Source organism: Mesorhizobium monacense (assembly GCF_056781675.1).
In genome coordinates this window covers 2993507-3006709 of record NZ_CM165567.1, presented here as the reverse complement: position 1 = coordinate 3006709, position 13203 = coordinate 2993507, and the positions used below count along the sequence as shown (strand labels likewise).

General features: G+C 62.5%; 15 protein-coding genes and 1 pseudogene. 13 read left to right on the top strand and 3 right to left on the bottom strand.

Annotated features, from left to right (window positions below; translation table 11 throughout):
• Positions 1-13 precede the first annotated feature (13 nt).
• Both AC1RUK_RS14475 and AC1RUK_RS14470 read left to right on the top strand, forming a co-directional pair.
• Complete coding sequence (locus tag AC1RUK_RS14475; RefSeq protein ID WP_481835078.1) at positions 14-493, top strand: DUF3828 domain-containing protein; 480 nt, start codon at positions 14-16, stop codon at positions 491-493.
• Positions 494-497: 4 nt separating this feature from the next.
• Positions 498-1064 carry a YqhG/Tai3 family protein gene (locus tag AC1RUK_RS14470; protein WP_481835079.1) on the top strand — a complete coding sequence of 189 codons (567 nt, stop codon included), beginning with the start codon at positions 498-500 and terminating at the stop codon, positions 1062-1064.
• A 154-nt stretch (positions 1065-1218) separates the two neighbouring features.
• On the opposite strand, the gene queF is transcribed toward AC1RUK_RS14470, so the two are convergent.
• Positions 1219-1680, bottom strand: coding sequence for a preQ(1) synthase (gene queF, locus AC1RUK_RS14465; RefSeq protein ID WP_436174445.1), 462 nt, complete (start codon positions 1678-1680; stop codon positions 1219-1221).
• Between the two features lie 58 nt (positions 1681-1738).
• Between queF and AC1RUK_RS14460 the strand changes: the two are divergent.
• A pseudogene (locus AC1RUK_RS14460) lies at positions 1739-2224 on the top strand (oxidoreductase); the annotation flags it as partial.
• A 142-nt stretch (positions 2225-2366) separates the two neighbouring features.
• Positions 2367-2804 carry a MarR family winged helix-turn-helix transcriptional regulator gene (locus tag AC1RUK_RS14455; RefSeq protein WP_481835080.1) on the top strand — a complete coding sequence of 146 codons (438 nt, stop codon included), beginning with the start codon at positions 2367-2369 and terminating at the stop codon, positions 2802-2804.
• A gap of 145 nt (positions 2805-2949) precedes the next feature.
• Here the strand turns inward: AC1RUK_RS14455 and AC1RUK_RS14450 are convergent, their stop codons facing one another.
• Entirely contained in the window at positions 2950-5019 is a 2070-nt protein-coding gene (locus tag AC1RUK_RS14450; RefSeq protein ID WP_481835081.1) for a putative bifunctional diguanylate cyclase/phosphodiesterase, read from the bottom strand.
• 300 nt (positions 5020-5319) lie between these two features.
• Between AC1RUK_RS14450 and AC1RUK_RS14445 the strand changes: the two genes are divergently transcribed.
• The 3 genes from AC1RUK_RS14445 to AC1RUK_RS14435 are packed head-to-tail and all read left to right on the top strand — an operon-like array spanning position 5320 to position 8241.
• Positions 5320-6507, top strand: coding sequence for a glycine C-acetyltransferase (locus AC1RUK_RS14445; RefSeq protein WP_481835082.1), 1188 nt, complete (start codon positions 5320-5322; stop codon positions 6505-6507).
• Between the two features lie 44 nt (positions 6508-6551).
• Entirely contained in the window at positions 6552-7586 is a 1035-nt protein-coding gene (tdh, locus tag AC1RUK_RS14440) for an L-threonine 3-dehydrogenase (protein WP_481835083.1), read from the top strand.
• Between the two features lie 31 nt (positions 7587-7617).
• Positions 7618-8241, top strand: a complete 624-nt coding sequence (locus AC1RUK_RS14435; protein WP_481835084.1) for a DUF4304 domain-containing protein — start codon at positions 7618-7620, stop codon at positions 8239-8241.
• Positions 8242-8272: 31 nt separating this feature from the next.
• Here the strand turns inward: AC1RUK_RS14435 and AC1RUK_RS14430 are convergent, their stop codons facing one another.
• On the bottom strand, positions 8273-8716 hold the full coding sequence (locus tag AC1RUK_RS14430) for a MarR family winged helix-turn-helix transcriptional regulator (protein WP_481835085.1): 444 nt from the start codon (positions 8714-8716) through the stop codon (positions 8273-8275).
• Positions 8717-8809: 93 nt separating this feature from the next.
• Between AC1RUK_RS14430 and hmgA the strand changes: the two genes are divergently transcribed.
• Genes hmgA through AC1RUK_RS14400 form a run of 6 tightly spaced genes read left to right on the top strand, consistent with a single transcriptional unit; the run spans position 8810 to position 13190 of the window.
• Positions 8810-10123 carry a homogentisate 1,2-dioxygenase gene (hmgA, locus tag AC1RUK_RS14425; RefSeq protein WP_436174452.1) on the top strand — a complete coding sequence of 438 codons (1314 nt, stop codon included), beginning with the start codon at positions 8810-8812 and terminating at the stop codon, positions 10121-10123.
• Between the two features lie 10 nt (positions 10124-10133).
• Positions 10134-11021 (top strand): MBL fold metallo-hydrolase, encoded by an 888-nt coding sequence (locus AC1RUK_RS14420; protein WP_481835086.1) that lies wholly within the window; start codon positions 10134-10136, stop codon positions 11019-11021.
• Positions 11018-12031 (top strand): fumarylacetoacetate hydrolase family protein, encoded by a 1014-nt coding sequence (locus AC1RUK_RS14415; RefSeq protein WP_481835087.1) that lies wholly within the window; start codon positions 11018-11020, stop codon positions 12029-12031. Before AC1RUK_RS14420 ends, AC1RUK_RS14415 begins: the two co-directional genes overlap by 4 nt.
• A gap of 4 nt (positions 12032-12035) precedes the next feature.
• Complete coding sequence (locus AC1RUK_RS14410; RefSeq protein ID WP_481835088.1) at positions 12036-12332, top strand: hypothetical protein; 297 nt, start codon at positions 12036-12038, stop codon at positions 12330-12332.
• Entirely contained in the window at positions 12329-12877 is a 549-nt protein-coding gene (locus AC1RUK_RS14405) for a DinB family protein (RefSeq protein ID WP_481835089.1), read from the top strand. The genes AC1RUK_RS14410 and AC1RUK_RS14405 overlap by 4 nt, the downstream gene beginning before the upstream one ends.
• Positions 12864-13190 (top strand): BrnA antitoxin family protein, encoded by a 327-nt coding sequence (locus tag AC1RUK_RS14400; RefSeq protein ID WP_481835090.1) that lies wholly within the window; start codon positions 12864-12866, stop codon positions 13188-13190. The genes AC1RUK_RS14405 and AC1RUK_RS14400 overlap by 14 nt, the downstream gene beginning before the upstream one ends.
• The last annotated feature ends 13 nt before the right edge of the window (positions 13191-13203 follow it).

The following is a 13203-nucleotide window of genomic DNA, read 5'->3' as shown; positions in this document are numbered from 1 at the left end:
CCGGAGATTCTGCATGAGACCGACAGTGCTCGTTGCCGTCCTTTCGATCGCCACGCCCGCTGCGGCCCTGGCCGGGCCGGCATCCAATGCGGTGAAGTTCTTCTATATGCCCGAGGTCAAATTCGAGGCCGACGCCAAATACCGCGACCGTTTCACCGAGCCGGTGACCAGGCTGTTTGACCTCAACGACCAAGCGCAGAAGAACAAGCCGGACGAGGTGCCTTGCATCGACTTCGCTCCCGGTCTCGACGCACAGGACTATGACGAAAAGACCGTCTCCAAGACGCTCAAACTGTCGGAACAGGTGGATGGCGACAGCGCCGTGGTGACGGCGACGTTCAGCCTTTTCCCGGAAGGCGATGAGTCCAAGCGTGAAATGGTCTGGTCTCTGAAAAAGGTCGACGGCAAGTGGAAGGTAGCCGACATCGCTTCCAAATCCAGCGGCTGGACGCTCAGCGCGCTGGAATGCATGCCGGGTTCGACAGCGGAGTGATGCCGTGCTGCGTCGCCTTGTCCGGATATTCCCGATGATTTCGATGCTGGCTGCCGGGTTGAACGGTGGCGCCTGCGCCCAGGACCTGTTCGGCGCACCACCGCCGAACGCTTCTTCCGGCGACTCTGCCAATGCGCCCGCTGACACATCGCCCGCAAATCCGCCGGCCGCATCGGCGCCCGTGCTGCCGGGCTCGCCAACGGCAGTGGTCAAGCCTTTCTACGAGCATGTCGGGCTGGAGCTCGATCCGGCCGAGCGCAAGAATTTCATCGACCCGGCCAAGACCGTGCTCGACAAGAGCGATGCACTGCGCAAATCCGGGCAGGGCGAATGCCTCGATCCCAACATGGCGCTCGACAATGCGAATTACGACAAGCTGGCGATCGACAAGAGCCTGAAGACTATCGAGGCGGTCAAAGGCGACGAAGCCAAGGTGGTGGTCGCCTTCGTCGTCGAAGGCAATGCGCATCGGTTGGAATGGAAACTGAAAAAGGTCGACGGCGGCTGGAAGATCTCGGACCTTTTGTCGGTGACCGGCGAATGGGCGCTCAGCCAGTATCAGTGCGAATAGGGACCGATGAAGATCACTAACATCAGCGTCAACGCCCCGCGACGCGCCATTCTGGTGGACGACCGGTCTCCATGGCGGCGCCCCAACAATCCCGGCCGCTACCGGCGCCTTGCCCTTGAATTGATGCGGCGTGCTTCCTCGCACTGATCCAGGTTCATCCCCGCCCGCGATAGGGCGCGACACCCGTGTCGGGCAGCCAGCTGCCTTCTGGCGGTGCGCCGGTTTGCCAGAACACGTCGATCGGAATGCCGCCACGCGGATACCAATAGCCGCCAATACGCAACCACAGGGGCTTTGTCGCGGCCACAATGCGGCGGCCGATCATGACGGTGCATTCTTCATGGAAGGCGCCATGGTTGCGAAACGAGGTCATGAACAGTTTCAGCGATTTCGATTCCACCAGGAGCGTATCGGGTGCGTAGTCGATGACGATATGGGCGAAATCCGGCTGTCCGGTGACCGGACAGAGCGAGGTGAATTCCGGGCAGACGAATCGCACGATGGCCGGCGGGCCGTCGCCGCGCGAAAACGGCACGGTCTCCAGCACCGCTGCTTCGGGGCTCTGTGGCGTCTCGACGTGCGCGCCGAGCTGGGTAAGGTCTTTGGTGATGGTCATGCGGTTGCCTCGTTGGATTTTGCCGCTCATTAGCACAAAATGAATCAGTAGGAAGACGATGACCAGCAACGATCCGCTTCTCCAGCCCTACCAGCTCAAGCACCTGACGCTGAAGAACCGGGTCATGTCGACCAGCCATGAGCCGGCCTATTCCGAGGACGGCATGCCGAAAGAGCGCTACCGGCTCTACCATGCCGAAAAGGCCAAGGGAGGCATGGCGCTGACCATGACCGCCGGTTCGGCGATCGTCTCGCGCGACAGCCCGGCCGCCTTCGGCAATTTGCATGTCTATGACGACCGCATCGTGCCCTGGCTCGCCGAGCTGGCGGATGCCTGCCACCAGCATGATTGCAAGGTGATGATCCAGATCACCCATCTCGGCCGCCGCACCGGCTGGAACAAGGCCGACTGGCTGCCGGTGCTGTCGGCTTCGCCGGTACGCGAGCCGGCGCATCGCGCCTTCCCCAAGACCATCGAGGACTGGGACATCGAGCGCATCGTCGCCGACTATGCGTCGGCCGCCCAGCGCTGTCAGGGTGAAGGCCGAGGACGACAATGTAGATATATTGCATGACCGCATTTCCTCTTTTTGCCCCGCCGGTCGACAAAACGTTAGAGATCGAACGATTCGATGTCAATGCATGAGTCGAGTTTCACCTATCCGTTTGATGCACTAGTGTCGAATCATGACGCCTTTTGACCGCCCGCCCGTCGGAATGAACCTCGCCCGCACCGCCAAGGTTGTGGCGCAGGCCTTTGACGCAGCGCTTGTCGAGGCCGGCGGCACGCTGCCGGTCTGGGTCACTCTACTGTCGGTCAAGTCGCGCGAACTTGCCAACCAGCGCGAGCTTGCCGGCATGATCGGCATCCAGGGTGCGACGCTGACCCACCATCTCAACGCCATGGAAGCGCAAGGGTTGCTGACGCGCCGCCGCGATCCGGAGAACCGCCGGGTTCACCAGGTGGCGCTGACCGCGGCCGGCGAAGCGCTGTTCGAGACATTGCGCACAGCAGCACTTGCCTTCGACAAGCAACTGAGAGTGGGATTGCCGGACGACAGGCTGGCAGAGTTTGCTGAGGTGTTGGCGGCTCTCAGGGCAAATGTTGCTGACGCAGCCGGCTAGCGCGCTCCGGTTGCCGCCTCAGCCGTCATAGCCGGCGATCGCGCCGAAAGCATAGTGGCGTAGTTTCGGTGCCGTGATCAGTGCCGTCAGCTTCGCCTTGGCCGCCATGCCCACGTCGGCTTGTCAAGCGTGGAACATCAGCGTCCTAAGCAAGACTGCCCTGCAGCACCTTCAGCCGGGCCTTCTTCGGGCGGCGCGCCATCAGCCATTCGCGCGCCTTGTCCTGCGGCATCGGGAAGGCGATGGAATAGCCCTGCACCTGGTCGCAGCCGATCGCCATCAGCGAGTCGAGCTCGGCTTCGGTCTCCGCACCCTCGGCGACGATCGAAATGCCGAGGCCACGCGCCAGCTCGGTGATGGCGCGCACGATCTTGGAGTTGTCGCCGTTCTCGTTGATGTTCTGGACGAAGCGGCGGTCGATCTTCAGCCGGTCGATCTCGTTCGGGTTGACGTGGCTGAGCGAGGCATAGCCGGTGCCGAAATCGTCGAGCTCGAGATGGACGCCGGCGGCGCGGATGTGCCTGAGCTTCGCCGCGATGCCCGTCTTCTCGTCGTCGAGGATGACGGATTCGACGATCTCCAGCGACAGTTTCTGCGGCGCCAGGCCGGCCTTCTCCAGCGTGCCGAACAGGAACTTGTCGAAGTCCGGCTCGCGCAGCTCGGTGCCGGAGACGTTGACGGCAAGCCGCCCGAAGGCGATGCCGGCGCGGTCCCATTCCGCCGCTTCGTTGATTGCCTTGCTGATGACGATACGGCCGATCTCGGGCATGAAGCCACATTTCTCCGCGACCGGAATGAATTCGCCGGGCGAGATCATGCCTCGATCTGCGTGTTTCCAACGCACCAGCGCCTCGATGCCGCTGATCGTGCCGTTGGTCAGCGACACCTGCGGCTGGAAATAGACCTCGAACGCCTTGTCGGCAATCGCCGTGCGGATATCTTGCTCGAGCTGCTTGCGGTAGTCGAGTTCGCGCCTGAGCTCCTCGGAGAAGAACGAGAAGTTGCCGCCGCCGAGCTTCTTGGCGGAGTAGAGCGCCAGATCCGCATGGACAAGCAGGTCCTCGGCATTGTCGGCGTCGACGGGATAGACGGCGATGCCGCCGCTGGCGCCCGGCAGGATGGTCGTGCCCTGGAACATGATCGGCTCGTTGATCTGCTCTAGGATGCGCCTGCCCAGCATATGGATGTCCTCGGTGCTGCCGGCGCCGTTGAGGATCATCACGAACTCGTCGCCGCCGAGGCGCGCGCACAGATCCGATGCCCGGCAGGAATCGCGCATGCGCTGCGCGGTGATCACCAGCACATAGTCGCCAGCAGCGTGGCCGAGCGTGTCGTTGATCTGCTTGAACCGGTCGAGGTCGAGCTGGATCACGGCCAGCCGCTCGCGCCGGCGGTGCGCGCCCTTGATCAGCGTGTCGAAATGGTCGGTGAGAAAAGTGCGGTTGTGCAGGCCGGTCAGCCCGTCATGCACGGCGATGAAGGCCATGGAGTTGCGCGCGTCGACCAGCTCACGCGTCTTGCGCAGGATTGCGTTCGACATCGGCCGGAAGATGAACAGCGCCACCAGCACGATGACGCCGATGGTGGCGAAAAACAGGGTGCGGTGGAGATCGAGCAGTTGTCCCGAGCGCTCGTTGGCATAGGCGCTGATGCGCTGGCCAAGGGCCGCATAGCCCGACAGCGTGGCATTGGCGACGGAGGCGTCGAGATTGACGCGCTCGGCGCCGCCCTTGTAGCCCTCGCCGCTGATTGCCAGCTTCGATTCGAAGGATGAGATCAGGCGTTCGCCGTTGGCGATCAGCCCGACCGAGAAATAGTCGAGGTGGAAGGGTTTGGCGAACAGCACATTCTCGATCGATTTCGGATCGAAGCGGGCCGGCGACATCGGATCGGCGCCCGTCTGGTCAAGCAGGAGGTCGTAGTTCGTCTCGAACTCGGCGGTCGCCTGCTTGAGTGCGGCGACCAGGGCCGGCTGCTTGTCGCGCGAGGCGGCGCCCGTTGCGCCGGCAAGGAAGACGATCCGCTGCGACAGGGCCTTCTGCGTGCTGACGATGTTCAGCAGTGCGTCGTTGTGCTGCTGGGCCGCCATCATCTGCTGCAGCAGGATGAAGGAGGCCATCACCATGGTGGCGATGATCAGCAGCGCCAGCCAATAGCCGCTCTTGATCAGCAGTATCAGCTTGCGCGACACGCTATGCACTGGCTGCTGCGACATTTCTAGGTGACCCCCTCCGGTCGACGGATTCCTGCCGTGAATACCTGGCGAGAAGACCATTGGCTTGAAAGGGTTAACAGGTCCGGAAACGATGACGCTGACCAAAAGGGCAGGGATAGAAAGCTGCCAAAATGGTTATCATGTTCTTTAGCGGCAGCCCTGCATTTGAGTTCATCGTCGCCTGATTGTCACAGTGGATTGCCGTCGCGCTTGCGCGGCGCCACCGAAGCCGTCGCTTTTGCGATGGATTTTTCAGCCGCGCGGGGCGACAGTCCCGATCGATCTCAACAGGGCCTGACCATGAGCGCGGCATTCCTTTCCCACATCGACAGCGAGCTTCAAGGCCTGAAATCGGCTGGCCTCTACAAATCCGAGCGGGTGATTGCCTCGACGCAATCGGCCGAGATCGAGGTCGGCGGCGACAAGGTGCTGAATTTCTGCGCCAACAACTATCTCGGTCTCGCCGACAGTCCCGAACTGCGCGAGGCGGCAAAGCAGGCGCTCGACCGCTATGGCTACGGCATGGCCTCGGTGCGCTTCATCTGCGGCACGCAGGAAGAGCACAAGGAGCTGGAGGCCACGATTTCCGCCTTCCTCGGCATGGACGACACCATCCTCTACGGTTCCTGCTTCGACGCCAATGGCGGCCTGTTCGAGACGCTGCTCGGCGAGGAGGATGCCATCATCTCCGATGCGCTCAACCACGCCTCGATCATCGACGGCGTGCGGCTGTCCAAGGCAAAGCGCTTCCGCTACGCCAACAACGACATGGGCGAGTTGGAGGCGCGACTGAAGGAGGCGAAGGATTGCCGTTTCCGGCTGATCGCCACCGACGGCGTGTTTTCCATGGACGGCATCATAGCCAATCTGAAGGGCGTTTGTGACCTCGCCGACAAATACGACGCCATGGTGATGGTCGACGACAGCCACGCGGTCGGTTTCGTCGGCAAGAACGGCCGCGGCTCGGCCGAACATTGCGGCGTCGAGGGCAGGGTGGACATCATCACCGGCACGCTCGGCAAGGCGCTGGGCGGCGCTTCCGGCGGCTATACCTCGGGCAAGAGGCAAGTGGTCGACTGGCTGCGCCAGCGCTCGCGGCCCTATCTATTCTCCAACACGCTGATGCCGGCGATCGCCGGTGCCTCGATCCGTGTGTTCGACATGATCCGCCACGGCGATGCGCTGCGCCGGCGCCTCTACGACAATGCCGCGCGCTTTCGCTCCGAGATGGGCAAGCTCGGTTTCACGCTGGCCGGCGCTGATCATCCGATCATTCCGGTGATGCTGGGCGATGCAGCATTGGCGCAAGAGATGGCGGCACGCATGCTGAAGCGCGGCATCTATGTCATCGGCTTTTCGTTCCCGGTGGTGCCGAAGGGCCAGGCGCGCATCCGCACGCAGATATCGGCCGCCCATTCCAGCGCCGACATCGACCGCGCGGTGGAAGCCTTCGGCGCCGTCGGCAAGGAGCTGGGTGTCATCTCCTGAGCCGCCGAAAGCGATTCCGGATCAAGGGTTTCGAGGGACAAAGAATGTCGAACATGATGAAGGCGCTGGTGAAGGCCAAGGCCGAACCAGGCATCTGGATGGAAGAGGTGCCGGTGCCGGAGATCGGCCCCAACGACGTGCTGATCAAGGTCAGGAAGACGGCGATCTGCGGCACCGACGTCCACATCTACAATTGGGACCAGTGGGCGCAAAAGACCGTGCCGGTGCCGATGGTGACCGGCCATGAATTCGTCGGCACCGTCGCCGATTTCGGTGCGGCGGTCACCGAGTACAGGGTGGGCCAGCGCGTGTCGGGCGAAGGCCACATCGTCTGCGGCCATTGCCGCAATTGCCGGGCGGGCAGGGGGCATCTCTGCCGCAACACGCTCGGCGTCGGCGTCAATCGCCCCGGCGCCTTCGGCGAGTATCTGGCGATCCCGCAGCACAATGTCGTGCCGATCCCGGATGACGTGCCGGACGAGATCGCCGCTATCTTCGATCCACTAGGCAATGCCGTCCACACCGCACTGTCCTTCGACCTGGTCGGCGAGGATGTGCTGGTCACCGGCGCCGGGCCGATCGGCATCATGGGCGCGCTTGTCGCACAATGCGTCGGTGCCAGGAAAGTCGTCATCACCGACATCAACCCGGTGCGGCTGGCGCTGGCGAAAGAACTCGGTGTCCAGTATGTCGTCGATGCGTCCAAGGAAAAGCTGCGCGACGTCATGCCGGCGCTCGGCATGACCGAGGGCTTTGACATCGGCCTCGAAATGTCGGGCGCGGCTCCCGCCTTCCGCGACATGATCGACACCATGAACAATGGCGGCAAGATCGCCATTCTGGGCATCGCGCCGACCGGCTTCGAGATCGACTGGAACAAGGTCATCTTCAAGATGCTCCATCTCAAAGGCATCTACGGCCGCGAGATGTTCGAGACCTGGTACAAGATGATCGCCCTGGTGCAAGGCCCGCTCGACGTCTCCGGCCTGATCACCCACCGCATCGGCATCGACGATTTCCAGACGGGTTTTGATGCGATGCGCAGCGGCAGTTCCGGCAAGGTGGTGATGGATTGGTAGGCGGAGCGCCGCACGTTCATGTGGGTTCAAGATGGCCGATAACGAGCACGGACGTATCATTGCCTCGCAGGCAAGGATCGTATTGCAGCCCGCCGGATTTCGGCGCAAAGGGCAGTCCCGAGTCTGGATCGCCGATCGCGGTTTCTGGCTAAGTGTAGTCGAGTTCCAACCTAGCTCTTGGTCGAAAGGCACTTACCTGAACGTAGCAGTTCACTGGCTTTGGGGTTCGCTCCCGGAAACAGTTACCTTCGATCGTGCTGAGCGCATTGGAGGGTTCGTTCCGTTCCAGAACCCCGAACAGTTTCTGCTCGCGGTTGATCAAATGGCCAAGAAGGCAATCGAAATCGATCAGGTTCACCGATCGATGTTCCCTTCCGTGCAGGCGACAGCGACAATCCTCGTGAATGAATTGCAGCCGGGCGCCTACGGCGAGTGGGCCGCCTTTCATGCCGGGGTGGCGGCTGGTTTGGCTGGTAATTTTGAAACGGCAAGGCGGCTGTTTAAAAGCGTTCAAAGACACGCGGCTTCGCAAGCGCAGGCGCTCCTGGCCTACATCGATGATCCGGTAGCATTTCGAAGCCGTGTCAGAGGCTTCATTGAAGCCGAACGCGCGTACTACGGTTTAGGAGCGTTGCCTGCCGCCATAGCCATCTGATTTCTGCGACGATCGAGCCTGTGGGAGGATTTCAACCCAAGGTGAGTTTTGACTCCAACGCTGCCACGCCCGTGACAATCGCAGCGCGCTCGTCCGCACTCAACCTCGCCAGCAAATCACGTTCGAACGCCTTGGCCAGCGGCACCATTTCGCGATAAGCAGCAAGCCCGGCCTTTGTCAGGGTCAGATGCTCGACTCGACGGTCACCCTCATCAGCCTTCCGCGTCAGCCAGCGCCGCCGTTCGAGTTCGGCGACGGCGCGCGACACCTTGGTCTTGTGCATGGCCGATTGTTCGCCGAGCGCCGTCGCGGTCATCGTGCCGCGCTGCCCGAGCCCGGCCAGCGTGCGCCATTCGGGCCGGGTCAGGCCGTGGCGGTCCTTGTAGATTTTCGAGAATTCGTGGCTGACCGCATTGGCAAGACGGTAGAGCCGGTAGGGCAGGAAGCTTTCGAGCTCGAGTATTTCCTGTTCCATGGTTCACAATCCGAGGCAGCGCCTGCGCGGCATTGATAGTTACATTTTCAATGGTTACAAATGAAACCAATTTGGTCAATCCGGGAGGAAGCGATGGCCTTTTCCTACATGCCGGGCTTCGGCAACGATTTTGAAACCGAGACACTGCCCGGCTCGCTGCCGCAGGGACGCAATTCTCCGCAGCGGCCGGCTTACGGTCTCTATGCCGAACAGCTTTCGGGCTCGCCCTTCACCGCGCCGCGCGGCACCAACGAGCGATCGTGGCTCTATCGCATCCGGCCGAGCGTCAGGCACACCGGGCGCTTCAAACCGGCCAGCTATCCGCTCTGGAAGACCGCCCCCAATGTCGGCGACCATGAACTGGCGCTCGGCCAGTATCGCTGGAACCCGGTGCCGATGCCGAAGGAGCCGACCGATTTCATTCAGGGCATGCGCAGCATGACCACGGCCGGCGACGTGCTGGGCCAGACCGGCATGGCTGCACACGTCTATGTCGCCAACCAATCGATGGTCGATGACCATTTCTTCAACGCCGATGGCGAATTGCTGATTGTGCCGCAGGTGGGTGCGCTGCGCTTCGTCACCGAAATGGGCGTCATCGAGCTCCGGCCGGGCGAAATCGCCGTTCTGCCGCGCGGTCTGGTGTTCAAGGTCGAGCTGGTCGACAAGGAAGTCCGCGGCTATGTCTGCGAGAATTACGGCGCCAAGCTGACGATGCCCGACCGCGGCCCGATCGGCGCCAATTGCCTGGCCAATCCACGCGATTTCAAGACGCCCTGCGCCTGGTTCGAGGAGAAGGAGACGCCGTGCCGGCTGATCGTCAAATGGTGCGGAAACTTCCATGTCACCGAGATCGGCCACTCGCCGCTCGACGTGGTGGCGTGGCACGGCAATTACGCGCCCTATAAATATGATCTTGCGACGTTTTCGCCTGTCGGCGCCATCCTGTTCGACCACCCCGACCCGTCGATCTTCACTGTACTGACGGCGCCGAGCGGTGAGGAGGGCACCGCCAACATCGACTTCGTCATCTTCCCGCCGCGCTGGCTGGTGGCGGAGGACACGTTCCGGCCGCCCTGGTACCACCGTAACATCATGAGCGAGTTCATGGGCCTGATCCACGGCCAGTACGACGCCAAGGAGGAAGGCTTTGTCCCTGGCGGCATCAGCCTGCACAATCTGATGCTGGCCCACGGCCCTGACGCCCCTGGCTTCGAAAAGGCCTCGCGTACCGAACTGAAACCGGTCAAGCTCGACAGCACCATGGCCTTCATGTTCGAGACCCGATTCCCGCAGATGCTGACCCGCTACGGCGCCGAACTGGAAACCCGGCAGGACAATTACATCGACTGCTGGGCCGATCTGAAGAAACGTTTCAATGGCACGCCGGAGGGCGACTGGTCTTGAGGCTCGTCCGATGAGCGACCGGCTGGTGCTTCTCGGTTCGAAGGGCGGACCGGCGCTGCGGCCGGGCGGACCATGGCCGAGTTCGTCGCTGCTGGAGCTCGGCGGCCGCACCATTGTCGTCGACTGCGGGCTGGGCGTGACGCGGGCGCATGTTGATGCAGGAGTCAGCCTGAAGGCGCTCGACCTGATCTTCATCACGCATCTGCATTCCGACCATGTTCTGGAACTCGGGCCGCTCGTCCACACCGCCTGGACAGCCGGTCTGGCGAGCCCGGTCAGCGTCTTCGGACCACCCGGCACCGGCCATTACTGGCGGCGCTTCTGCCAGGCGATGGAATTCGATATCGAGATCCGTATCGCCGACGAAGGCCGGCCGGATATCCGCGAGCTGGTTTCGGTCGTCGAGTTCGGCGAGGGCAAGGTTATCGAGGACTACGGACTGAAGGTCACGGCGCTGCGTGTCGACCATCCGCCGGTGACCGACTGTTTTGCGTTGCGCTTCGAGCATGGCGGCGGAAGCGTCGTCTTCTCCGCCGACACGGCGTTCTTCCCGCCGCTGGCCGGTTTCGCCAGGGGAGCCGACATCCTGGTCCATGAAGCCATGCTGGAGCAAGGGGTCGAGCGCCTTGTCGCGAGGACCGGCAACGGCGCGCGGCTGAGGGAACACCTGCTCGCAAGTCATTCGTTTGCCGAGGAAGCAGGGCGCATCGCCACCGACGCCGGTGTGAAAAGACTTGTGCTCAACCACCTCATTCCGGCCGACGATCCGGAGATCGGCGAAGCCGATTGGATCGCCGCCGTCAGGAAAACTTGGTCTGGCGACTTGACGATTGCCCGCGACGGCCTTGTTGTGGGCTTAAGCTGCGCCGAAGCCGCAGTAGGAGAGGAAACCGCATGAAGCTTGCCACATTGAAGGACGGGACGCGCGACGGGAAACTTGTCGTCGTCTCGCGTGACCTGACGCGCTTTACCGATGCCTCGTTTCTGGTGCGGACGCTGCAGGCCGCGCTCGACGACTGGAGCCGCATCGCGCCGCATCTTGCCGCCATGGCGGAATCGCTGGAGAACAATGCGGTGCCATCGGCGCGTTTCCACGAGCATGACGCCCATTCGCCGCTGCCGCGCGCCTATCAATGGGCCGACGGTTCGGCCTATGTGAACCATGTCGAACTGGTGCGGAAAGCGCGTGGCGTCGAGATGCCGGCAAGTTTCTGGACCGATCCGCTGATCTACCAGGGTGGCTCCGACAGCTTCGTTCCCCCGCGCGATCCGATCCGCATGGCGGATGAGGAATTCGGCATCGACATGGAGGCGGAGGTCGCCGTCATCGTCGATGACGTGCCGATGGGTGCCGGCCTCGACGAGGCAAAAGCCGCAATCCGGCTGGTCATGCTGGTCAACGACGTGACGCTGCGTGGCCTCACGGGGCCTGAACTCGCCAAGGGTTTTGGCTTCTTCCAGTCGAAACCGTCATCGGCCTTTTCGCCCGTGGCGGTGACGCCGGACGAATTGGGCGATGCCTGGGATGGCGGCAAGGTCAGTCTGCCGCTGCTCGCCGATCTCAACGGCAAGCCGTTCGGCCGGGCGAACGCCGGCATCGACATGACCTTCGATTTTCCGTCGCTGATCGTCCATGCCGCCAGGACCAGACCGCTGGTCGCCGGCACCATCATCGGCTCCGGCACCGTGTCAAACAAGCAGGGCGGCGGGCCGGGCAAGCCTGTCTCAGCAGGTGGCGCCGGCTATTCCTGCATCGCCGAACTGCGCATGATCGAGACCATCGAAGCTGGCGAACCCAAAACGCCGTTCCTGCGCTTCGGCGACACGGTGCGCATCGAGATGAAGAACAAGGCGGGAAGTTCGATCTTCGGCGCCATCGAGCAGAAGCTCGAGAAATATGAGAGGTAAGGGAGTGGCGGGCGGGGCATTCTATCTTCTGTGCGGCGTCTGGGCGCTAGTGATGCTGGCGATCTTCATCCAAGCGATCCGGCTGAGCTATCGCATCGAGGCGCGCTCGCCTGACCTCACCAACCGCAGCGGCTTTCCGCGCAACGCGATGATGTTCCACACCGTCACCAACACGAACGTCGCGCGCGACGCGGAAACCCAAGCCATGCGGCGGCGCATGAACCGGCTGCTGCTGATCGTTCTCGCTGGATTCGTGGTCATGTGGGCGGCCATCGGTCTGGTCAGGCGGATAAATTCGTGACCCTGCTCGATCATCTCCACCGCATGGCCAGCAACAATCTCTGGTCGAACGACCGGCTTTATCGGGCCGTGCTGCAGCTTGGGCCGGGTGACTTCGAAGCCGAACGCACCAGCTTCTTCCCATCGATCAAGGCGACGCTCAACCACATACTGGCGGTCGACTATCTCTATCTCGATTTCCTGGAGGAGGGCGGGATTGGCGCCGCGGCCTATGACGATTACGTGCCGTTCGAAGAGGCGCGGGCGCTGTTTGCCGCCCAGGTCGCGGCCGACCGAAGGCTCATCGCTTTCTGCGACGCCCTGTCAGAGGCCGATCTCGATCGCCGTGTCATCACCGACCGGCGCGAGGACGGTATGATCCCGGAGAAGATCGGCGACATCCTCGCCCACGTCTTCCTGCACGACATCCATCACCGCGGCCAGGTGCACGCCATGCTTTCGGGCACCTCGGTCGCGCCGCCACAACTCGACGAATTCCTGCTCGACTATGATCTGAAGCTCAGGCGGGCGGAGGTTGAGCGGCTTGGCATCGATGGCAAAACCTAAGCTGAACGCTACGAAGCCTGACAGGGAGTTTCAGCCAGGCAAAGGCTTTACCAAAGAAGATTGGGATGCCGTTTCGGACAACCCCGAATGGACCGAGCAGGATTTCAGAAACGCCCGTCCCTTCGCCGAAGTGTTTCCGGATCTTGCCGAAAGCATTCGCCGCTCGCGCGGCCGGCCGGCACTCGACAATCCGAAGAAGCAGGTGACGCTGCGGCTCGACAGTGACGTAGTCGCCCGCTTTCGCGCCGGCGGCCACGGCTGGCAGAGCCGGATCAACGACATTCTGCGTAAGGCCGCTGGCCTCGCCAAATAAACGTCGTGCCGTG